Source organism: Lishizhenia sp. (assembly GCF_033720595.1).
GTDB lineage: Bacteria > Bacteroidota > Bacteroidia > Flavobacteriales_D > Crocinitomicaceae > Lishizhenia.
The window spans coordinates 1-21,371 of sequence record NZ_JAWWCF010000026.1; the positions used below are offsets into that span (position 1 = coordinate 1).

A 21,371-nucleotide genomic window follows, 5' to 3' on the forward strand; every position below is an offset into this window, starting at 1 on the left:
GACACGAAGCTTTCTTTAGAAGAACTAAAGTTACTGAACAATCAGGTTAAAAATCGTGAGCGTCTCTTGCGCAACTTCGACAATCAAATTCGCTCTACCGAAGCTACCATAAAGGAGAAAACCCTTTCTATTGATGGTTTGAACGAGAGTATAGATAAGCTCAAAAACCAATACAAAGAACTTTTACTTTTTGCCTACAAGAGACGTAGCAAGTACGGTCAATTAATGTACATTTTTAGCTCGGAAACCATTGAAGAAGCTAAAAAACGCAAGCTGTATTTAGAAAAGTTAACTGAGGTTCAAAAGAAACAGCTTACCGTAATACATCAAAAGATGAATGCTTTACAATCTGACATTGAAGCCTTGGAAAAAGAGAAGGTGAAAAAGCTAGAATTGTTAGCGAAAAAGAAGGAAGAACGCGAAGCCATACTCTTGGCCAAACAACAACAAGAAACTGTATACCAGCAACTCAAAGCTGAGGAGGAAACTTTGCGTAAAAACTTGCACGACCAAGAATTAAAAAAATCGAAGTTACAAGCAAAAATTCAAGAAGCTATACGCAAAGAAATTGCTGCTGAACAAGCCCGATTGGAACGTATTAGAAAGGAGAAAGAGCGTTTGCGTAGAGCAGAAGAAGCCCGTAAAAAAGCTGAAGGTAATACAACTCCCGCTCCACTTCCAACAACCAAAGATGACTTAGATGAGAGTAATGGTTTTGATAAAAACAAGGGAAGATTACCATGGCCGGTAGAACGCGGTACGATCACTGAAAACTACGGTCGCAACCCTCACCCGACTTTAAACAATGTTTTTACCAATAACAATGGGGTAGATATAAGCTCTCCTAAAAATGCGCAAGTACGCGTAGTCTTTAAGGGTGAAGTTACCAGCGTATTTAGTATTTCTGGAGGTGGGAAAGTTGTGATTGTAAAACACGGCAATTATAGAACCGTTTATGCCAACTTACAGGAGGTATATGTTACCAAGGGTATGGAATTAGATGCAAAGCAAGTAATCGGATCTCTATTGCCTTCTAAAGACGGAGAACTATCTGTTGTTCACTTCGAGATTCATGTTATTACCGAAGGTGGTGTCGAAAGATTGAATCCTAACTTGTGGATTGCAAGATCTTAGCGTGATTCCAAGATTCAATAAATCAAGAATTCAAAATATTTATCCTCTGTTCTTACGGCATCTCGATAGTTCGACTTCGCTCACCTCAGCGCTCTCTCGATAACCTCGTTGAAGGATTAGGGGGTATACTTCCTACTCACACTCTAGACTATCTATCAGCCCGTGATTGTAGCGGCAGCTTTGCCTTGTGAAGGCTTAGTTCTGCTTTGCGCTTTTTAGCGACCACCGGAAGCTACAAATAAGCTTAGCAAAACTTAGGTGAACAAGGTAAACTACAGCGGAAAGCGCGATAAGGATGCCAAAACAGTATAGAGCAAAACTTTAGCGTACGGAGCATAAAAAAAGGAAGACCTATGGCCTTCCTTTACGTTATTTTGAGAATCTGTATTTGAAGATACAGTAGATGGCTCTGAAACCATCTTTCCAGCCTATCTTCTTCCCTTCTTCGTAAGTTCTACCGTAGTATGATATACCTACTTCATAGATTCTAATTTTCTTTATACGTGCCAATTTTGCGGTAATTTCTGGCTCAATACCAAATCTATTTTCTTTGATTTTGATGTTTTGCGCAATGGACGTTCTAATCAACTTGTAACACGTCTCCATGTCAGTTAAGTTCAAATTGGTCATCATGTTAGAAAGTCGCGTTAAAAACTTATTCCCAATTGAATGCCAAAAGAACAATATCCTGTGCGGTTGTGCTCCCACAAAACGAGAACCGTAAACCACATCCGCATTATCCATAAATACTGGCTTTAACAACAAGTTATATTCATGTGGATCATATTCCAAGTCCGCATCTTGTACAATGATATAATCTCCTGTAGCTTCTTGGATAGCGCGGTTAATGGCTGCTCCTTTGCCTTGGTTTCTATCTTGACTAAAAAAGCGAATGTCCATGTTAGGATTGCGCTCCATGTACTCTTCTATCTTCTGTACCGTTTTATCTTTGGAGCAATCGTTAACGATAACAATTTCCTTTTGAATATTATTGACCAATTCTACTTCTTGTACTTTATCAAGAATGATTTGAATGGTATTTTCCTCGTTGTAAGCAGGTATGAGTATGGATAATTTTTTCATTGATTAGTATTAAATGTTCATTTCAGGTACGTTGTCTGGCACTACTAGGTCGCCCTCAGTTGCCGCAATAATTTCTTCAACGCTAACACCAGGTGCTCTTTCTACCAAGTGGAATTGTCCGTCTTTAATCTCCAAAACAGCCAAGTTTGTTACCACCTTCTTAACACACCCAACACCCGTTAGAGGCAATGAACATTGTTTTAATATTTTAGACTCACCTTTTTTATTGGTATGCATCATGGCTACAATAATGTTTTCTGCAGAAGCCACTAAATCCATTGCTCCTCCCATTCCTTTCACCATTTTCCCTGGAATCTTCCAGTTTGCGATATCACCGTTTTGCGCTACTTCCATAGCACCTAAAACTGTTAACTGTACGTGTTGTCCACGTATCATTGCAAAAGAAGTAGCTGAATCAAAGAATACAGCACCCGGACGGGCAGTAATCGTTTGCTTACCCGCATTGATTAAATCTGCATCCTCTTCTCCTTCAAAAGGAAAAGGTCCCATTCCTAATATTCCATTTTCTGATTGGAATTCAACCTCTATATCTTCTGGGATGTAATTTGCCACCAAAGTTGGAATACCTATACCTAGGTTAACGTACCAACCATCTTGTAATTCTTGTGCAATTCTTTTTGCAATACCTGTTTTATCTAAAGCCATTTGTATCTAATTTTTTGAAGGTTGGAAATTATTTTTGACGTACCGTTCTTTGTTCAATTCTCTTTTCGAAAGCTTCACCTTTAAAGATGCGTTGAACAAAAATTCCTGGAGTATGAATCTCATTTGGATCTAACTCACCTGCAGGTACTAATTCTTCCACCTCTGCGATAGTTATTTTACCTGCCATAGCCATCATAGGATTGAAGTTACGCGCTGTTGCTTTGAACACCAAATTTCCTTCTGTATCTCCTTTCCAAGCTTTAACAATAGCAAAATCTGCCGTTAATGCTGTTTCTAAAATATGTGGTTTTCCATTGAATTCTCTCACTTCCTTACCTTCTGCTACCTCTGTACCGTATCCAGCAGGTGTAAAGAAAGCTGGAATACCGGCTCCTCCTGCTCTACAACGCTCTGCTAATGAACCTTGAGGAATTAAATCTACCTCTAGTTCACCTGATAACATCTGACGTTCGAACTCGTCGTTTTCTCCTACGTAAGAAGAAACCATTTTCTTGATTTGCTTCCCTTGTAACAATAATCCTAAACCAAAATCATCTACACCGGCATTGTTAGAAATACAGGTCAAATCCTTCACCCCCATTTTTACCAATTGTCCAATAGAGTTTTCTGGTATACCACACAAACCGAAACCACCCAACATCAGGGTCATTCCACTCTCTATGCCTTTGCAAGCATCTTCAACATTATTTACAACTTTGTTCATATCTTAAAATAAATCGGGCACCTCATCTGAATTACTAGATTCTCCTGGCCCATTATTGTTATTCTCGCCGCTACAATTATACACAGAATTTTGGTAATTGATAGGCATCTCAAAGTCCTCTTTAGAGATCTTAATTTTAGGGTCCTTGTACACCTTCTGCATATAATACCCATAAATAGGTAAAGCCATACGTGCACCTTGTCCCCATTGCATACTTCTAAAGTGTACACCTCTATCTTCTGCTCCAACCCATACACCCGTTGCTAGATCAGGTGTTAAGCCCATGAACCAACCATCAGAGTTATTTTGAGTTGTTCCCGTTTTACCCGCAGTTGGGTAAGTAATTCCTCCCCATGGCCAGTAAGAACCTCTTAAGCTAGCACCTGTACCTTTTTGCACCACATCTTTCATTAACGATAGTGTAGCGTACGCCAATTCTTCAGACATCGCTTCTTTTGAGTTTGGCTGTGCTTCATAGATGGTATTTCCATTTCTATCTTCTATCCTTAATAAAATAGTAGGTGCATTGTAAATTCCTTTATTAACAAAAGTTGCCTGAGCGGCTACCAACTCAAATAAAGATAAATCCATAACCCCCAAACACATGGCTGGAACTATATCTTCTTTACGTAAAGTAATATTTAGATCTTCCATTAATTTAGCCACTGCTTGTGGTCCGGCTGTACCTCCCATTTTAGACATTACTGCTACTGTAATATTGTTCATAGAGTTGGCAATACCATGACCAACCGTAATGGGCTCTCCTGTTAAATCAGCGCCTGAGTTTCCAGGACACCACGACTTCAACTTATCTGGATCACTAGTTTCAGTAACGTCTACACAATACGCGATGTTTGGAAAAGTTGTGCATTTGTTCACCACACCGAACCTCATCGCAGCAGAGTAAACAAAAGGTTTGATCGTAGAACCTACCTGACGCTTCCCTTGCTTTACGTGATCGTAAGCAAAGTGATTCAAATCAGTTCCTCCAACCCAAGCTTTCACAAAACCAGTTTGCGGCTGTATAGAAATCATCCCCGCTTGTAAAAAGTTTTTGTAGTAAAGTATACTGTCTAATGGACTCATCACCGTATCGATATCCCCTTTCCAAGAGAAGACGGTCATCTCAGTGGGTTCATTAAATTTCTTCACGATTTTATCATGTGAAAGGCCATTTGCTTTCAACATTTTGTAACGTTCAGAACGCTTCATGGCAGAATTCACTATTCTATCGATTTGATCTTCCGTTAAGCGATTAGAGAAAGGGAAATGTCTTGTTCTTTTATTGTTTTTAGTAAACTCTCTTTGCAGCGTTTCAGATAAGTGCTTGTGTACCGCATGTTCTGCGTGTTTCTGTAAATCCGCATTAATGGTAGTATAGATTTTCAAACCATCTTCGTAGATATTGAAAGGAGTACCATCTGCCTTTGCATAGATGTAATCTCCATTTTCATCCTTACTTCTCAATACATCCTGAACCTCTTTCCTTAAGGTTTCTCTAAAATAAGTAGCAATACCTTCTTTGTGGTCTACACGTTGGTAATCCGTTACTATATTTAAATTTTGAAGACTGTCTCTTTCCTCATCAGAATCAATGGTTGCTGTTAAGGCTTCATTTCCTTTTCTACTGTTTTTTCTCCACAAGTCTAAAACCGTATTACGTCTGTTCACAGCTCTCATTGAATCTTTCACAAATAAAGTTCTCGCTTGCTCATCTGTTACATTTCCCTCATCAATATTATTGTATCTCGCATATCGTTTTTTGTAGTTTCTAACATTGAAAGAGTGTGGGTTATACAGCGATGGATTCTTACACATCCCCACCAACATAGCTGCTTGTTCTTTGGTTAAATCTTTTGGTTTACAATCGAAATATACTTTAGAGGCAGAAGCAATACCCACCGCATTGTACAAGAAATCGAATTGGTTCAAGTACATGGTTATGATCTCTTCTTTGGTGTATTTCTCCTCCAAACGCAAGGCAATAATATTCTCTTGCACTTTTTCATACAAACGTCCTTCCAAACCACTCACTTCCCTTTTGCTCTCCTTTTCAGGATCATCGAGTAAAGCAGCAGCTCTTTCTTTGTCTCTCTGCGCCAATGTAAAAATCAACTTTGCCAATTGCTGAGAGATCGTAGATGCTCCTCCGGCTTTCCCCATATTTGCCAAAGCTCTTCCCACCGCTTTAGCGTCTATTCCAGAGTGCTCCTGATACCTCTCATCTTCCGTTGAGATCAAAGCTGAAATCACATAGGGTGAAATCTCATTATAGGTCACAGATGTTCGGTTAATTTTCCAAAACTTCCCCAAAGAAGTTTCTCCATCATCTGCTAAAATATCTGTCGCCAACAATTCTGGTGGATTTTCCAACATAGCCACCGAAGGAAGATCCTCCTCATCGGTTACAATATAACGCAGATAGAGTATACCTAAAAGCGGTAACATCGCACCTAACCAGATGATTAGGTAGATGAAAAGTTTTGTTTTAAACGTAAAGCTTTGTTTTTCTTTTTTTGCTTTTGCCATGGGAAATGTAATTACAGGATAAAAATAGTTATTTGTAAGGAAAGATATGGGTGAAGATGTAGGTGATTTATTATTTGTAATAAAAGGCCTGAATTATGAGAAGTCAACACCCTTTAAACCAAAAAAACCACGACTCTCGCCGTGGTTTCTTTTAATATTTTCTATTTGAAATTACTTTTTCTTCTTCAAGAAGTCTTTTACGTAATTTTCAATTGCCATAGTCATAGACGGTGCATTGGGCTGGGGCGCATGTAAATCCAACCTCAAGTTATTATCTACTATTGCTTTGGCCGTTGTTGGACCAAAGGCAGCAATCATGGTGTTATTTTGTTTAAAATCAGGGAAGTTCTTTAACAAGGACTCAATACCTGATGGTGAAAAGAACACCAACATGTCGTAAGTTACTGACTCCAAATCAGATAAGTCTGAACAAACTGTACGGTAAAGTACTGCTTTTTCAAAATCAATCTTATTCTCATTCAAAACAGTAGGAATCACGTCTCTTAAAATATCAGAACATGGCAACAAGAATTTCTCTTTCTTGTGCTTTTTGATAGCATCCATCAAGTCATGAATCGTAGTCTTACCATGGAAAATCTTTCTCTTCCTGTACGTAACGTACTTTTGTAAGTAGTAAGCAACGGCTTCAGAAATACAGAAATACTTCATGCTATCTGGCACTTCATATCTCATTTCTTCCGCTATTCTAAAGTAATGGTCAACCGCTGTTTTTGATGTTAAAATTACTGCAGTAAAATCTTGTAAGTTTACCCTTTGGTTTCTGAACTCGTTCTTCTCGACACCTTCGACATGTATAAACGGACGAAAATCTATCTTCAGTTTATACTTTTCCGCCAAGTCAAAATAAGGAGACTTGTCGTTCTCAGGCTTTGGCTGCGATACTAGTATGGTTTTTACGCTCAAAATCTGTAGTTATTATAGTTTTATACTTCTTTACACTCCCTCCATTTCACCCCCTAACGCTCTCATTAAAGCGAGGATGGGTAAAATTTCCAGCGTGCAAAGGTATAAAATAATATAATACCATTCAAAATTCTGTCGAAATGCAATCACAAAACCGCGAAATACTTTATAGAACTGAAACACAAGAATCAAGGCGATAAAAATCCAGTGATAAATAGAGTTTGTTCCTTCATTTAAAACCCAAATCAACAAGAAAGGAATTAGGGCAATTCCCAGCATTTGATGCACCAGCGTATAACTTCTAAAAGAGTGAAAAAAGCGCTTGAGGTTACCAGTGACAAAACCTGTTAAAAACAACGCCAACATTTGCAGTACAAAATAAATCGCCAGCGCAAAACTTAACACTTTGTTAAAATTAAAATGCTCCAAAAACAAGTAAAGCCCTAAACTGATGACCACAAAGTAATTCAACAGTAAAAGCCAACCGCCATCTTTCAAAGTATTCCATCCCTCTTTTTCAAGCATAAACATGCTTTTCACAGAAACGAACGCAAAAGAAAAATTTCCAAATATTTCAGCATTGATAATTTTAGCTACCGATAGGATGAGCAAACTTCCGCACAATACATAATAAACAAAAGTGGGAACACTACTCGATCGCTCCGTGAGGTTATAAACTTGCTCGCTCGCCCATGAATTTTGAGCAAGTAATGTTAAAATTAAAAAAAGAAGTCTTTTTCGTAACATAGAGTATTGAGCTTTCACAAAAATAGAAGCAATCTTTAAATCACTTGGCTAAAGAACTTAAAAAATCTAGATATTTCGCTAATTTTGTGGCGATTCTAAAATAAAATAAAATCAGATGGCAACAGATCTATATACACATCCAGATTACTTTAACATGGATGACTTGCTTACAGATGAACACAAATTAATCCGTGACGCAGCTCGTGCTTGGGTAAAGAAAGAAGTTTCTCCTATCATTGATGAGCACTACGAGAATGCAACTTTCCCTATGCACATTTTAAGTGGATTGGGAGAAATTGGAGCTTTCGGTCCTTACATTCCAGCACAATATGGTGGACCTGAATTAGACCAAATTTCTTACGGTTTAATCATGCAAGAGTTAGAGCGTTGTGATTCAGGTCTTCGTTCTACAGCTTCAGTTCAAAGTTCATTGGTAATGTACCCAATTTGGAAATTTGGATCTGAAGAGCAAAAGATGAAGTACTTACCAAAGTTGGCTACTGGAGAAATGATTGGATGTTTCGGTTTAACGGAACCAGATCACGGATCTAACCCAGGAGGTATGATTTCTAACTTTAAGGACATGGGAGACCACTACTTATTGAATGGAGCTAAAATGTGGATTTCTAATGCACCTTTTGCTGACATCGCAGTAGTTTGGGCCAAAAACGAAGAAGGAAGAATTCACGGATTGGTAGTAGAAAGAGGAATGGAAGGTTTCTCTACGCCAGAAATGCACGGTAAACTTTCTTTAAGAGCTTCTGCAACGGGAGAATTAATCTTCGAAAACGTAAAAGTTCCAAAAGAAAACTTATTACCAGGTAAAAGCGGATTAGGAGCACCATTAGCGTGTTTAGATTCTGCACGTTTCGGTATCGCATGGGGTGCTTTAGGTGCTGCTATGGATTGTTACGATCAAGCATTGAGATACTCAAAAGAAAGAACACAGTTTAATGTACCTATCGGGTCTTTCCAGTTGATTCAAAAGAAATTGGCAGAAATGATTACCGAAATCACCAAAGCTCAGTTATTGACATTCCGTTTAGGGCAGTTAAGAAACGAAGGAAAGGCTACTTCAGCACAAATCTCTATGGCGAAGCGTAACAACGTTGAAATCGCCTTGAACATTGCGCGTGAAGCACGTCAAATCCACGGTGGTATGGGTATTACTTCTGAATACTCTATGATGCGTCACATGGCCAACTTAGAATCAGTAGTTACTTACGAAGGAACACACGATATCCACTTGTTAATTACAGGTATGGATGTTACGGGAATTCCAGCATTCACAAGAGAAATGCCAGACTTAAACAAATAAGTCAACACATAAAAATTGCAAAGGGATCTCCATTCGAGGTCCCTTTCTTTTTGCATTCTATTTTTCTTTGGGCTGCCTTCACGGGCTTTCCATTGCTACTCTCCCCAAGGAACTTGGGGACGGGATATCCATTCCCATCCCTGGCAGATTTTAATCCTTACTAATGTATCACCACTACATGTGTTGTATCCGCTCCACTCATCTCCATCCACTTTCTTCTACCCGCATCGTTCAATTCTCGCCAAAATAAGTCAAAGCCATAAGGAGAAGTTGCACTGTAGCCATTCACACTCTTCAAACCATGTTCTTGTGTAGCCAACATAGCATCTAACTGATAGAAAATTGCAGGCTCCGTTAAACTATCGGGTTGATAAGCCACAACTGCATTTTTATCTAAATTTTCCAATTGCTTACTCACCTTCATCACTCTATCTTGTGCCTCTTGTTTAGCAAAAGTTACAGCTTCTACATTTACCTGATAATTGTCCAAACCTAACACTAACAAGAGGATGCCAAACACCCACCACTTTCGCGTATATTTCCTCCAATAATACAACACGCCCACTAGCGCCATACCGGCAAAAAGTAGTTGTACGTTTATCATCCTATCTAAACTTCTTAAAGCTCCAAAACCAGGCAAATCCATCAACAGTGTATACAAGCTGAAATCCCCCCATTTCATAAAGAAAATTAAACTTAAAAAAGCTGTAATTACAAAAGGGAATACCTCACCCCTTAAAACAAGCCTACGAAAATCTGATTTTAGTAAAAGGAAAAAACAGGTGCAAATACTAAGCAATGCTATTCCTCCGATAAACAAGGTCTGGGTGTATGCCCATTCCCAATCATCACCTACCCCAGACAAAACACCCCATAAGAAGGCATCATCCGTACTATAGAAATAAGAACCTAACCGAGGTACCGTAGCCATAATCCTATCCTGGGTATAGGGTATACTAAATTCTGCTCTGCGCATGTAAGGAACCATCAGTTTCAACATCGCTAATACACCCATGATCAGATTCACACCTACAAATAACAGCGACTTCCAACGCTGTAACAATTGCAGATAATTCTTCCAATAAAAAGGCAAACTGCAAAGGATGTAGCTAACACCAACAAACAAGGCAAAAAAGCCTAAATAGATACCGCACCAAAACTGCCACACTAACATCCAAACACCCGCTACCAAACTTAATCCTTTCCCTTTTTTATGAAAATTGTAGAAAAACAACAACATCAATGGAATCGCAAAACGCGGCATAGTTTGCACATGGTACATTTGCGAAAACAACACAAGAGAGAAGGCGTAAACAAACGCACCCAATGCACTCCCAACAGTTGTTCTGCTCATCCTAAAAAACAAGAGGTAAGCCGCAATAAAGTTCAGGGTAGTTACAACCAGTATCCAAAACTGAAAGGCTCCTTCTCTGCTCCAACCTATCATCCTAGCAAAACTATAAATAGGCGATGCACCCAATAAATTATCTGAATAAGCGATGGTTTCTAAAGCTGGGAAAAAGAAACCTGCATTCCAATACTCTGTCCATTGTCCCGAAGTAAACTGATAGGCATGTTCTAATAAAAACATGTTAAAACGTGCATCTCCTAAATCTCCCGGAATACGAGAAAAATCCCACCCCATAACTCTAAACTGAACCAAGAAAAGTCCGAGAATCAATGTAAGTAAAGGATAAAAAAACTGTGTTTTTTGCAATTTATTCATGTGATATAGCGTGTAGGAAACTAAAGTAGTATTTGTTTCTTATTTTTGGCTTTCAATTTCCATCTGATATATATTCAACATAGAAAAACGTGGTTTTTAGTAGTATTCTATTTCTTTTTTATTTCCTCCCCCTATTTCTACTGATATACCACCTCGTTCCTCAAGGATTAAAAAACTGGGTCATCCTTTTTGCAAGTATTATTTTCTATACTTGGGGAGCGCCTAGCTTTATTTTTATTTTGTTGGGTTCAACGTTGGTCGACTTCTTCATAGTGCGTCAACTGGCCAAGGAACCCCATAACTCAAAACGAAAAGCATTACTGATCTCTTCTTTAGTCCTCAACTTAGGACTTCTCGCTTATTTTAAATACGCCAATTTCTTTGTAGAAAATGTAAATGCATTTTTCCAACAAATGGGTTGGCAAACATTGCATTGGACGCAAGTTGCACTACCGATAGGAATTTCTTTTTACACCTTTCAAACCATCACCTATGCAGTTGATGTATACAGAGGAGTACATCCACCGCTGAAAAAAATTCAAGATTATTTTCTTTACATCCTTTCTTTCCCGCAAATGATAGCAGGACCCATTGTGCGTTTCAATACCGTGGCAGATCAAATCATTGCACGTAAAGAATCTTATGAGGACAAACTGCAAGGACTCTACCGTTTCTCCATTGGTTTGGCGAAAAAAACGCTCCTTGCTAATCCTTTAGGTGCACAAGCCGATCTAATTTTAAACAACATTGAAAATATGGATACTCCAGCCGCATGGGTGGGTATTTTGGCTTACACCTTCCAAATTTATTTTGATTTCTCTGGGTATTCAGATATGGCAATTGGACTTGGAAAAATAATGGGCTTCACCTTCCCAGAAAATTTCAACTCTCCCTATTTATCCAAAAGTATCAGCGAATTTTGGAGAAGGTGGCACATCACCCTAGGTGATTTTATGCGCAACTACCTCTACATTCCCTTAGGCGGAAATCGTGTCAAAACAAAGTCGCGTTTATATTTCAATTTATGGTTTGTTTTCCTCCTCTCTGGACTATGGCACGGAGCATCTTGGAATTTTGTGATATGGGGAGCATACCATGGTTGTTTTCTAATTTTGGAACGGCTGTTTTTACAAAACTTTCTGGAAAAGGCTGGCCCTCTATTTGCCAATATCTTTACCTTCTTCCTCGTCGTGATGGGATGGGTTATTTTCAGAGTAGAAAGCAGTGAAGAACTCCTTTTATATTTCCAAAAACTCTACAGCTTCGAGAGCACCAATACCTTAAGTTTATCCCGTGAATTTATTACCGTACTTGCTCTTGCCATCTTCTTTAGTGTGTTTACGGTTTGGAATAAAGGCAAGCAGTTGGAGCATTATTTATATTTCAAAAAAACACATAAAAACAAGCAACATCTCTTACTAATGGCAAGTGCCATGTTTCTTTTGCTCATTTCGGTTTCATCCGTAGCAAGTTCAGATTTTAACCCTTTCATTTATTTTAAATTTTAAGCAATGAAGGCTGTTAAAAAGAATTTACACCAACTACTTTTCTTCCTTTTTATAGGTATAATGTTGCTCCCGCTTTCTAATAATTTATTTAAAGGGAAAGAAATCAAAGGCCTTAAAGGCTACTACGAAAAACAAGAGGCGCCCACCTTTTCAATGGACAATTGGTTTGCGGGTACTTTTCAGGATACCTTAGACAAGCATATCAATGATAACTTCGGCTATCGATCTCTTTTCGTTAGGACTTTCAACCAAATTAACTTTTCTCTCTTTGAAAAAATAAGTGTTCAGAATGTAATCATTGGGAAGGATAATTACCTCTATGAGGAAAACTATATAAACAGCTACTTTGGATTAGATTTCATTGGTCAAGATAGCATTCAAGAAAAGGTCATTAAATTAAAGCAAATACAAGACACTCTAAAGAAATTGGGCACTGACCTAATTGTAGTTTTGGCGCCAGGTAAAGGGAGTTATTTCCCCGAGTATTTCCCTGAAGAATATACTTCTTTAGAGGTCGGCGCTACCAATTACGAGTATTACCTCAAACATCTCCAAGAACAACAACTTCCCTTGATAAATTTCAAAGCTTGGTTTTTGGCACAAAAAGACAGCTCTGAACATGCACTTTTCCCCAAGACGGGAGTTCATTGGAGTAAATATGCCGAGTTGAAGGTGGCGGATTCTTTAATACAATTTATTGCCGATATGAAAGGAATCACACATCCTCCTAGGATCAACATTACTGCCATAACAAAAAGTTCAGAGGCATGGGATACAGATGATGATATAGAGCAATCTATGAATCTTTTACTCGACATTCCAGATTTAATGATGAGTTACCCTTCCTACACTTACGATATTCCAGACAGCAGTGCCCGACCAAAAGTCATCACCGTTGCCGATAGTTATTACTGGGGCTTATACAACCTTGGACTTTCACATAAAGCTTTTAATAATAGCCCTTTCTGGTACTACAACCAAAAAGCATTCGCTGGAAATTATGAGCAAGCAATAGATATCTCGGAGCTACAAATACAAAAAGAAGTTGAAAGTTCTGATGTCATCATCCTACTTTCTACAGACGCAAATCTATACCGTTTTGCTTTTGGATGGATAGATCAGATGTACGCTATATATTATCCCTAAAAAAGGGCTCCCATTACTGAAAGCCCTAATCATGTTTCTATCTAATTTTATTAATGTGCTCCGTGCAAGTTCTCAAACAATGCTGGAATATTAGTCGCAAAAAGCTTGATGGCAATCGCCAATAATATAATCCCGAAAACCTTCTTTAAGATGGCTATACCTCCGGGTCCTAACAACTTCTCAATTCTCTTGGTTAATACCAGTACTATGTATACCAGGAGTATATTCACAATAATGGCCAATGCAATATTGATGAACGAATATTCCGCTTGAAGTGAAATTATAGTTGTCATAGATCCTGCTCCAGCGATGATTGGAAAAGCAAGCGGTACGATGCTCGCCATTCTACCTCCATGACCATCATCCTTGAACAATTCAATTCCCATGATCATTTCAACAGCCATGGCAAAAAGAATGAGGGAACCGGCAACGGCGAAGGACCTTACACCAACACCAAAAACACCCAAGATTCCTTCCCCTACAATTAAAAAGGCCAACATGATACCCAAAGACACCAAAGATGCTTTAATAGGATTCACTTCATTTTTTTCCTTAATCTTAATAATAAGCGGAATGGATCCTACGATATCAATAACGGCAAACAATACCATGAAGGCTTTCAAAAAGCCGTTGAAACTAAACTCTAAAAAGAAATCTATCATCACTTAATTTTAAGCACCTCCTGTTCTACCACGAATGGAAAGTATGCGTGTTCTAATATCTGCACTTTGCGTTGTACAGCTGCTAAATCATCCGTCTCCTCTAATTTTGTGCGCAATTGAGCTATAATTCTGCCCTCGTCAAAATTCTCGTTCACATAGTGTATGGTAATACCTGTTTCCTTCTCCTTGTTCGCTAAAACAGCCAAATGTACCTTCTCACCATAAAAGTTTTTACCTCCATACTTCGGCAACAAACTTGGATGAATATTAATAATACGCTCTGGAAAATGTTGAATAAACTTAGCGGGTATTTTTCTTAAGTAACCTGCAAGTACTATAAAGTCTGCCGATGCACAAAGCTCAAGTAGAAAATCACTATCTGCTGCTTGTTCGTTACTGATCAAAGTAGATTCAATACCAAATTTTTCCGCTCGCTCAAATACTTTAGCTCCTTCTTTGTTACAAACCATTCTACTCATTTCAACTTGGTCAGACTCTTTAAAATAGCTAAATAATTTCTCAGCATTGGTTCCTCCACCTGATGCAAAAACGAAGACTTTAATTTTTTTCATGGGGCAAAGTTATGAACATTCAACGTATTTATTCTTATTTTTTGGCCACAGATTTATTCTCTGTTTATTTATATATGGCAAACCAAGATAAAGATAAATACCCTACTGTTCCTTATGAAAGTCAGGACTTGAACGAAAGTGAAATGCTCAACAAATCAAAAGAATTTTTCACATTTATGGATCAGCGCAGATCGGTAAGAGATTTCGCAGATACACCCGTACCTAAGGAAGTAGTTGAGAATATTATCATGACCGCAAGTACCGCACCTTCGGGAGCGCACAAACAACCCTGGACCTTTTGTTTAATCTCGAATAAAGAACTAAAAAGTGAAATCCGTAAACTAGCAGAAGAGGAGGAATACAAATCCTACAATGGTCGCATGAAGGAAGAATGGTTGAAAGACCTTGCCCCTTTGGGTACCGACTGGCAGAAAGAATTCATAGAAATTGTTCCTTGGATTATTGTAGTTATGAAAAAACCTTACGATATTGTAGACGGTAAAAAAAAGAACAATTATTATGTTAATGAATCTGTAGGTTTGGCCGCAGGTTTTTTATTGGCTGCAATTCATAATGCAGGATTAGTATCATTGACACATACTCCAAGTCCAATGAATTTTTTAATCAAGGCATTGAACAGACCAGAGAATGAAAGACCCTTCCTACTAATCCCAGTAGGATACCCTAAAAAAGGGGCGCGAGTTCCAGACTTAAAAAGGAAAGCGAAGCGTGAAATAATTCAATATTATGAATAAAAATTTTGTTTTATAAAGTTTTACTTTTTTCTTTGCGGTCGAATTAACCCTTTAAAAAGTTAAAGAAATGTCTGATATCAATTCAAAAGTAGTAGCAATTATCGTAGATAAATTAGGTGTTGAAGAAAGCGAAGTAAACGCTGAAGCATCTTTCACAAACGATTTAGGAGCAGATTCTTTGGATACTGTAGAATTAATTATGGAATTCGAAAAAGAATTTAACATTGCTATTCCAGATGATCAAGCAGAGAACATCCAAACTGTTGGAGACGCTGTTACATACATCACAGAAAACGCAAAGTAATTTTTAAACCATCACTTACGTAAAATTTGTTTTATGGAGCTTAAGAGAGTTGTTGTTACAGGATTGGGTGCCCTTACCCCAATAGGAAATACAGTTGAAGAGTATTGGACTGGATTAATTAGTGGAAAAAGCGGTGCGGCTCAAATTCAACAATTTGATGCTTCAAAATTCAAGACGAATTTTGCTTGTGAGGTAAAAAACTTTACCGTTACCGATCATTTAGATCGTAAAGAAGCCAGAAAATTAGATCAATTTTCACAATATGCCATGGTTTCTGCAACGGAAGCCATGGCTGATTCTGGTTTGGACACTGCAGAGTGTAACAAAGACAGAATCGGAGTTATTTGGGGTTCAGGAATTGGAGGTTTAAAAACTTTCCAAGACGAAGCTCAAAACTTCTTCTCAGGAGATGGCACTCCTAGATTTAACCCTTTCTTCATCCCGAAAATGATTGCTGATATCGCTGCAGGGCATATCTCAATTAAATATGGTTTACGCGGACCAAACTACGTAACAGTTTCGGCTTGTGCTTCTTCTACAAACGCTATCATTGATGCATTCAATTTGATCCGTTTAGGAAAAGCAGACGCTATCGTAACTGGTGGTTCTGAGGCAGCAGTAAACGAAATGGGAATGGGTGGATTCAACGCATTGAAAGCGCTTAGTACACGTAACGACTCTCCTGAAACGGCTTCACGTCCGTTCGACAAAGACAGAGACGGATTTGTATTGGGTGAAGGTTCTGGTGCATTGATTCTTGAAGATTACGATCACGCCATGAAAAGAGGTGCTAAAATCTACGCTGAATTAGTAGGTGGAGGTATGTCTGGAGATGCGTACCACATGACAGCTCCACATCCAGAAGGAATTGGTGCGAGAAACGTGATGTTATCTGCTTTGGAAGATGCACACATGGACGCTACAGAAATCGATTACGTTAACGTACACGGTACTTCTACTCCATTGGGTGATATCGCTGAAACAAAAGCGATTAAAGCAGTATTTGGTGATCACGCATACAATTTGAACATCAGTTCTACAAAATCAATGACAGGTCACCTTTTAGGTGCTGCTGGAGCCATTGAAGCTATTGCGTGTATCTTAGCAGTTAAGAATGACATTGTTCCTCCAACGATCAACCACGTTACGGATGATCCTGAGATTGACAACAAGTTAAATTTCACCTTCAACGAAGCTCAAAAGAGAACTGTGAACGCTGCGCTATCTAACACATTTGGATTTGGTGGTCACAACACATCTGCGATCTTCAAAAAATTCAAAGGATAGGATTGCTACGACGATTTTTTCAATTTCGATCTTCAACCAAAAGTAAACAGGATCTTATACTCATTCGCTTTATTATAGAGCGCTTTGGATATAGGCCTAAAAAACTACGTCTTTTCAAAGAAGCATTAACGCATAAATCCATTGCAAATACTTCTAAGAAATTACGATCAAATGAGCGTCTAGAGTTTTTAGGGGATGCGATTTTTGATGCCATAGTTGCTGATTATCTCTTTGAGAAATTTCCGAAAGAAGACGAAGGTTATCTTACCAAGATTAAGTCAAAGGTGGTAAACCGTAAATCACTTTCTGCCATTGCTGCTGAGATTGGTTTAATCGAACACATTATCTACCAAAAGGGCCGTACCATTAAAGTAAGTACGCTAGAAGGTAATGCTTTGGAAGCCATCTTCGGGGCCATTTATTTAGACGGTGGATATCAAGCTGTTTACAAGACTGTAAAATATCATGTATTTAGGAAATACACAGACCTAAACAACCTTCTCGAAGAAGAAATTGATTTCAAATCTAAGCTCTACATATGGGCGCAAAAGAATAAACTTCCGCTTGACTTCAAAGTGTTGAAGGAAGAAAACTTGGGACATAAATGGAATTACCAAGTTGAGGTTGTGATTCAAAACAAATCTTTTGGAATGGGTTCTGGTAGCTCTAAAAAAGTAGCAGAACAAGCTGCTTCCAAAGAGACCTTATTGTTGATGGGGGAAATCTAATCCCTTCTACATTCTGACCTACTTCTTATTTGTTATTATTGTTACCTTTACTTTACAGTGAATAAATATGGCTAAACATTTACTTACTTTAGAGTCAGACTACGATTACGACCTTATTGGAATCTGCAGTCACCACAGTGATTATAGATTGTGTTGGAGTTTAAACGAGGCTTTAAAACTCGGACTCAAAAAAGCAGATGAAGATTTTAGTGTATCCAATAAAAAAGGACTTACCGTTAGTAGTCACTCCTTCTATGAATACATAGACGAAGTAGAGAACACGGAATACTACTTAATAAAGAACAAAAGCGAAGGCAAATTCCTCATGCCTGAGAAACAACAAATAGACTACTTTCTTGTTATACGAGAAAATGTCAGTGTGGATATTGATGATTTGGTAACACAAATCAAAGCAATATCAACTATATTAACCGCGGTGATTTTTGACCCCGAGGAACTCAAATCAGCCGACAAATTAATTTTTTAAGATGAAAAGAACGAAAATAGTTGCTACTATAGGTCCATCATCAGCTCCTAAAAAGATGCTGAAAAAAATGATAGAAGCAGGACTAAACGTAGCCCGTTTAAATTTTTCTCATGGTTCACACGAAGACCATTTGGAAGTAATAAAAACTGTTCGTGAAATCAACAAAGAACTAGGATCTAATGTCGCTCTATTGGCCGACTTACAAGGTCCAAAGATTAGAGTAAGAGAAGTTGAGAACAATGCTATACAATTAGTTAATGGAAAAGAAATAGAAATCTGTACAGATAAAGATCACGTAGGGACTTCTGAACGTATTGCCATTAACTACGAACAATTACCGAAAGACGTTAAACAGGGTGAACTTATCTTATTGGATGATGGTAAACTTCAAATAGAAGTAATTTCTTCTGATGGTAAAATCATTAAGGCAAAAGTTGTTCATGGTGGAACATTATCTTCTAAAAAAGGAGTGAACCTACCACAAACAAAAATCTCAATGCCTTCATTAACGAAAAAAGACAGAGAAGATTTAGAATTTGCCCTGGCGCACAATGTAGATTGGATTGGACTTTCTTTCGTAAGATCAGCAAGAGACATCATTGAATTAAAACATTTAATTTCTTCACAGCATAACTCAGCAAAAGTGATTGCTAAAATTGAAAAACCAGAGGCTGTAGAAGATTTAGATGAAATCGTTAAGCAAAGTGATGCTTTGATGGTAGCACGTGGAGATTTAGGAGTTGAAATTCCTATGCAAGATGTTCCATTGGTTCAAAAGCTCATCATCCAAAAAGGTTACCAACACGCCAAACCTGTAATTGTTGCTACACAAATGATGGAATCTATGATAGAGAACATCACACCAACACGTGCAGAGGTAAACGACGTTGCCAATGCTGTTTTAGATGGTGCCGATGCAGTAATGCTTTCTGGTGAAACTTCTGTAGGTAAATTTCCACTTGAGGTGATCGAAGCCATGAGCAAAATTGTTACAAAAGTTGAAAGTTTTGAAGGTATCTACCACAAAGAGGAATTGCCAGAGAAGAACCAAGAAAGATTCATTTCTGATAGTATTTGTTTCAACGCAGTTCGTTTAGCGCAACGAGTAGAAGCTGATGCCATCGTAACTATGTCATTTTCGGGTTATACAGCCTACAAAATCGCCTCACAGCGACCAAAGGCTAACATCTTTGTATTTACAAGCAACAAGGCCATTCTAACGCAGTTAAACTTGGTCTGGGGAGTACATGCATTCTACTATGATAAAATGGTAAGTACAGACCACACAATTGCGGATATCAAATACTTATTGAAAAAAGAAAACAGATTACAACAAGGCGAATTAATGATCAACATTACTTCTATTCCTATCGAAGAAAAAGGAAGATCGAATATGTTGAAATTAAGCTATGTTGAATAGTAAATTATCCAATTCAAAAAAAGCCACAGTATTGTGGCTTTTTTTATGACCAACAAATCCAAACCAGCGAAGACCTACTCCAGAAATCAACAATTTTTGAAATCGATAAAGATTAAATCAAGAACTTCTGTTATTTTAGAGAAACCATTTTAACGCTTCTTACTTCTTTCAGAAATAACGAAGAAGGAAGTAACTCAAACTATAAACCAGAATTATGCACTTCTTTTTGGACATTCTGAATATAGAAAGTTCAACGTCTTTCGAAACTGTCAATGAAATATTAGGATATGATCTTTTGAGTTCTGTTGAGAACTACAGTTTAAAAATCATTGATATAGGTGTAATTCTAATCATATTCGCAATCACATTGGTTCTCCTTAAGCTAATTAGAAGAATCATAGAGAAACCGCCGAAGAAAACCTTAGCCCAAGAAGAGTTTAAACGCAGACACTCTATTTACCTTTTGGTCAAGTATTTTGTTTGGGTCATCAGTATCGTTATCATGCTAGACTCTGTTGGAATTAAAGTATCTGTGCTTCTAGCAGGTTCCGCCGCACTATTGGTGGGTGTTGGTATGGGACTTCAAAATATTTTCTCTGACTTTGTATCAGGAGTATTTCTTCTTTTTGAAGGTACCATTAAAGTGAAAGAAATTATAGAAGTTGATGGAATCATTGGTCAGGTAGAAGAAATAAACCTGAGAAACTCAAAACTGATTACACGCGAGAATGTAACGATCATTATTCCAAACTCGAAATTCGTTACCGAAAAAGTAATCAACTGGAGCCACAACCATGGAAGTGTTCGTTTTATGGTCGACATAGGCGTGGCATATGGCTCTGATGTAGAAGAAGTTATTGACATTCTAGAACAATGCATGTCAACAATGAACGAAATTGAAAAGAACCCAAAACCCTTTGTACGTTTTAAAAACTTTGGAGATTCCTCTCTGGATTTTGAGTTGATTTTCTGGACAAGACAAGCATTTACAGTTGATAACCTAAAAAGTAACTTGCGCATAGAAATCTATAAAAGCTTAGCTAAAAACAACATTTCAATACCTTTCCCGCAGAGAGATTTGCATATAATAGAGAAAAAAGAAAACTAAAAAGCATTTCCAACCAATACCTTCAGCGCTTTAATAGTTTTCTTCTACCTAAAAATTAATCTCCTTCGCAATTCTCTCCCCTTTCCCCTATTATTTCTTAAATAAGCTACATCTACAAGGGCTTAAAAAATTCTATTTCAAGGCATGAAAACTTACTTCATGTGAACATTTTTGAAGCTTGTCCTTTTACAATCTTACACGAATATTTACTACGAACTTACGAATAACAATCTACCGCGTTATTGGTCACGCATAGCAGTTGCTCATCAATAACCCCATGATTCATAGTCATTAACGGATTACCTTTGCCGTTAAAAAAAAAGCAAAAGTACTCCGGAAATTCAGACAAGGAGACTGTTACTACTGAGGTTTTGAATTTCATTCGATACCCATTATACATTTTAAACTGTTTATTCTATGAATACGATTAACAAACAAAGAATAGGAGTTGACTTAGCCATTAAATCAGTTTTTATTATTGTGTTGTTATTGCTACAATCTGTGGCATTTTCTCAAACTGTTATTGATAGCGTAGTTGTAACA

Annotated in this window: 20 protein-coding genes; 11 read left to right on the forward strand and 9 right to left on the reverse strand. The window is 37.8% G+C overall.

The features are described 5' to 3' along the window. Nucleotides 1-1,134: murein hydrolase activator EnvC family protein (locus tag R3333_RS03270; RefSeq protein ID WP_318957175.1), on the forward strand; the 1,134-nt coding region annotated here is incomplete at its 5' end. Nucleotides 1,135-1,503: 369 nt separating this feature from the next. Here R3333_RS03270 and R3333_RS03275 read toward each other — a convergent pair. The 6 genes from R3333_RS03275 to R3333_RS03300 form a co-directional block, all read right to left on the reverse strand. Beyond that, nucleotides 1,504-2,217: a glycosyltransferase family 2 protein gene (locus R3333_RS03275; RefSeq protein WP_318957177.1), complete on the reverse strand. Its 714-nt coding sequence runs from the start codon at nt 2,215-2,217 to the stop codon at nt 1,504-1,506. Nucleotides 2,218-2,226: 9 nt separating this feature from the next. Further along, nucleotides 2,227-2,883 (reverse strand): CoA transferase subunit B, encoded by a 657-nt coding sequence (locus R3333_RS03280; protein WP_318957179.1) that lies wholly within the window; start codon nt 2,881-2,883, stop codon nt 2,227-2,229. A 28-nt stretch (nt 2,884-2,911) separates the two neighbouring features. Then, nucleotides 2,912-3,607, reverse strand: a complete 696-nt coding sequence (locus R3333_RS03285) for a CoA transferase subunit A (RefSeq protein ID WP_318957180.1) — start codon at nt 3,605-3,607, stop codon at nt 2,912-2,914. A gap of 3 nt (nt 3,608-3,610) precedes the next feature. Further along, entirely contained in the window at nt 3,611-6,136 is a 2,526-nt protein-coding gene (locus tag R3333_RS03290) for a transglycosylase domain-containing protein (RefSeq protein WP_318957181.1), read from the reverse strand. Nucleotides 6,137-6,307: 171 nt separating this feature from the next. Next, nucleotides 6,308-7,060 (reverse strand): uroporphyrinogen-III synthase, encoded by a 753-nt coding sequence (locus tag R3333_RS03295; protein WP_318957183.1) that lies wholly within the window; start codon nt 7,058-7,060, stop codon nt 6,308-6,310. A 30-nt stretch (nt 7,061-7,090) separates the two neighbouring features. Further along, nucleotides 7,091-7,807, reverse strand: coding sequence for a DUF4271 domain-containing protein (locus R3333_RS03300; protein ID WP_318957184.1), 717 nt, complete (start codon nt 7,805-7,807; stop codon nt 7,091-7,093). Nucleotides 7,808-7,922: 115 nt separating this feature from the next. On the opposite strand from R3333_RS03300, the gene R3333_RS03305 reads away from it, so the two are divergent. Further along, nucleotides 7,923-9,125 (forward strand): acyl-CoA dehydrogenase family protein, encoded by a 1,203-nt coding sequence (locus R3333_RS03305; protein WP_318957186.1) that lies wholly within the window; start codon nt 7,923-7,925, stop codon nt 9,123-9,125. A gap of 160 nt (nt 9,126-9,285) precedes the next feature. On the opposite strand, the gene R3333_RS03310 is transcribed toward R3333_RS03305, so the two are convergent. Further along, on the reverse strand, nt 9,286-10,851 hold the full coding sequence (locus R3333_RS03310) for a hypothetical protein (protein ID WP_318957187.1): 1,566 nt from the start codon (nt 10,849-10,851) through the stop codon (nt 9,286-9,288). Between the two features lie 242 nt (nt 10,852-11,093). On the opposite strand from R3333_RS03310, the gene R3333_RS03315 reads away from it, so the two are divergent. Both R3333_RS03315 and R3333_RS03320 read left to right on the forward strand, forming a co-directional pair. Next, nucleotides 11,094-12,359 carry an MBOAT family O-acyltransferase gene (locus R3333_RS03315; RefSeq protein ID WP_318957188.1) on the forward strand — a complete coding sequence of 422 codons (1,266 nt, stop codon included), beginning with the start codon at nt 11,094-11,096 and terminating at the stop codon, nt 12,357-12,359. Between the two features lie 3 nt (nt 12,360-12,362). Next, a complete protein-coding gene (locus R3333_RS03320) occupies nt 12,363-13,505 on the forward strand; it encodes an alginate O-acetyltransferase AlgX-related protein (RefSeq protein WP_318957190.1) in 1,143 nt (380 codons plus the stop codon). A 50-nt stretch (nt 13,506-13,555) separates the two neighbouring features. Here the strand turns inward: R3333_RS03320 and R3333_RS03325 are convergent, their stop codons facing one another. Further along, nucleotides 13,556-14,167: a MarC family protein gene (locus R3333_RS03325; protein ID WP_318957191.1), complete on the reverse strand. Its 612-nt coding sequence runs from the start codon at nt 14,165-14,167 to the stop codon at nt 13,556-13,558. Then, the gene (locus tag R3333_RS03330) at nt 14,167-14,739 is read right to left on the reverse strand and encodes a phosphoribosylglycinamide formyltransferase (protein ID WP_318957193.1); all 573 of its coding nucleotides are present in this window, start codon (nt 14,737-14,739) and stop codon (nt 14,167-14,169) included. The genes R3333_RS03325 and R3333_RS03330 overlap by 1 nt, the downstream gene beginning before the upstream one ends. A gap of 11 nt (nt 14,740-14,750) precedes the next feature. Here R3333_RS03330 and R3333_RS03335 point away from each other — a divergent pair, with 11 nt between their 5' ends. The 7 genes from R3333_RS03335 (at nt 14,751) to R3333_RS03365 (ending at nt 20,828) form a co-directional block, all read left to right on the forward strand. Beyond that, nucleotides 14,751-15,494, forward strand: a complete 744-nt coding sequence (locus R3333_RS03335; RefSeq protein ID WP_318957194.1) for a nitroreductase family protein — start codon at nt 14,751-14,753, stop codon at nt 15,492-15,494. Between the two features lie 67 nt (nt 15,495-15,561). Further along, nucleotides 15,562-15,798: an acyl carrier protein gene (locus R3333_RS03340; RefSeq protein ID WP_090247749.1), complete on the forward strand. Its 237-nt coding sequence runs from the start codon at nt 15,562-15,564 to the stop codon at nt 15,796-15,798. 33 nt (nt 15,799-15,831) lie between these two features. Then, the gene (fabF, locus tag R3333_RS03345) at nt 15,832-17,085 is read left to right on the forward strand and encodes a beta-ketoacyl-ACP synthase II (protein ID WP_318957196.1); all 1,254 of its coding nucleotides are present in this window, start codon (nt 15,832-15,834) and stop codon (nt 17,083-17,085) included. 2 nt (nt 17,086-17,087) lie between these two features. Beyond that, on the forward strand, nt 17,088-17,813 hold the full coding sequence (gene rnc, locus R3333_RS03350; RefSeq protein WP_318957197.1) for a ribonuclease III: 726 nt from the start codon (nt 17,088-17,090) through the stop codon (nt 17,811-17,813). A 67-nt stretch (nt 17,814-17,880) separates the two neighbouring features. Then, nucleotides 17,881-18,300 carry an IPExxxVDY family protein gene (locus tag R3333_RS03355; protein WP_318957198.1) on the forward strand — a complete coding sequence of 140 codons (420 nt, stop codon included), beginning with the start codon at nt 17,881-17,883 and terminating at the stop codon, nt 18,298-18,300. 1 nt (nt 18,301) lies between these two features. Continuing rightward, complete coding sequence (gene pyk, locus R3333_RS03360; protein ID WP_318957199.1) at nt 18,302-19,720, forward strand: pyruvate kinase; 1,419 nt, start codon at nt 18,302-18,304, stop codon at nt 19,718-19,720. A 214-nt stretch (nt 19,721-19,934) separates the two neighbouring features. Further along, on the forward strand, nt 19,935-20,828 hold the full coding sequence (locus tag R3333_RS03365) for a mechanosensitive ion channel family protein (protein ID WP_318957201.1): 894 nt from the start codon (nt 19,935-19,937) through the stop codon (nt 20,826-20,828). Nucleotides 20,829-21,371 lie beyond the last annotated feature (543 nt).

What these genes read in the sequence shown, in the direction of transcription:
- fabF (WP_318957196.1), top strand. Translation starts at nt 15,832, where the DNA reads ATGGAGCTTAAGAGAGTTGTTGTTACAGGATTGGGTGCCCTTACCCCA.
- R3333_RS03310 (WP_318957187.1), bottom strand. Translation starts at nt 10,851, where the DNA reads ATGAATAAATTGCAAAAAACACAGTTTTTTTATCCTTTACTTACATTG.
- R3333_RS03280 (WP_318957179.1), bottom strand. Translation starts at nt 2,883, where the DNA reads ATGGCTTTAGATAAAACAGGTATTGCAAAAAGAATTGCACAAGAATTA.
- R3333_RS03340 (WP_090247749.1), top strand. Translation starts at nt 15,562, where the DNA reads ATGTCTGATATCAATTCAAAAGTAGTAGCAATTATCGTAGATAAATTA.
- R3333_RS03275 (WP_318957177.1), bottom strand. Translation starts at nt 2,217, where the DNA reads ATGAAAAAATTATCCATACTCATACCTGCTTACAACGAGGAAAATACC.
- R3333_RS03355 (WP_318957198.1), top strand. Translation starts at nt 17,881, where the DNA reads ATGGCTAAACATTTACTTACTTTAGAGTCAGACTACGATTACGACCTT.
- R3333_RS03330 (WP_318957193.1), bottom strand. Translation starts at nt 14,739, where the DNA reads ATGAAAAAAATTAAAGTCTTCGTTTTTGCATCAGGTGGAGGAACCAAT.
- R3333_RS03365 (WP_318957201.1), top strand. Translation starts at nt 19,935, where the DNA reads ATGCACTTCTTTTTGGACATTCTGAATATAGAAAGTTCAACGTCTTTC.
- R3333_RS03320 (WP_318957190.1), top strand. Translation starts at nt 12,363, where the DNA reads ATGAAGGCTGTTAAAAAGAATTTACACCAACTACTTTTCTTCCTTTTT.
- R3333_RS03290 (WP_318957181.1), bottom strand. Translation starts at nt 6,136, where the DNA reads ATGGCAAAAGCAAAAAAAGAAAAACAAAGCTTTACGTTTAAAACAAAA.
- R3333_RS03325 (WP_318957191.1), bottom strand. Translation starts at nt 14,167, where the DNA reads ATGATAGATTTCTTTTTAGAGTTTAGTTTCAACGGCTTTTTGAAAGCC.
- R3333_RS03335 (WP_318957194.1), top strand. Translation starts at nt 14,751, where the DNA reads ATGAACATTCAACGTATTTATTCTTATTTTTTGGCCACAGATTTATTC.
- R3333_RS03305 (WP_318957186.1), top strand. Translation starts at nt 7,923, where the DNA reads ATGGCAACAGATCTATATACACATCCAGATTACTTTAACATGGATGAC.
- R3333_RS03285 (WP_318957180.1), bottom strand. Translation starts at nt 3,607, where the DNA reads ATGAACAAAGTTGTAAATAATGTTGAAGATGCTTGCAAAGGCATAGAG.
- pyk (WP_318957199.1), top strand. Translation starts at nt 18,302, where the DNA reads ATGAAAAGAACGAAAATAGTTGCTACTATAGGTCCATCATCAGCTCCT.
- R3333_RS03300 (WP_318957184.1), bottom strand. Translation starts at nt 7,807, where the DNA reads ATGTTACGAAAAAGACTTCTTTTTTTAATTTTAACATTACTTGCTCAA.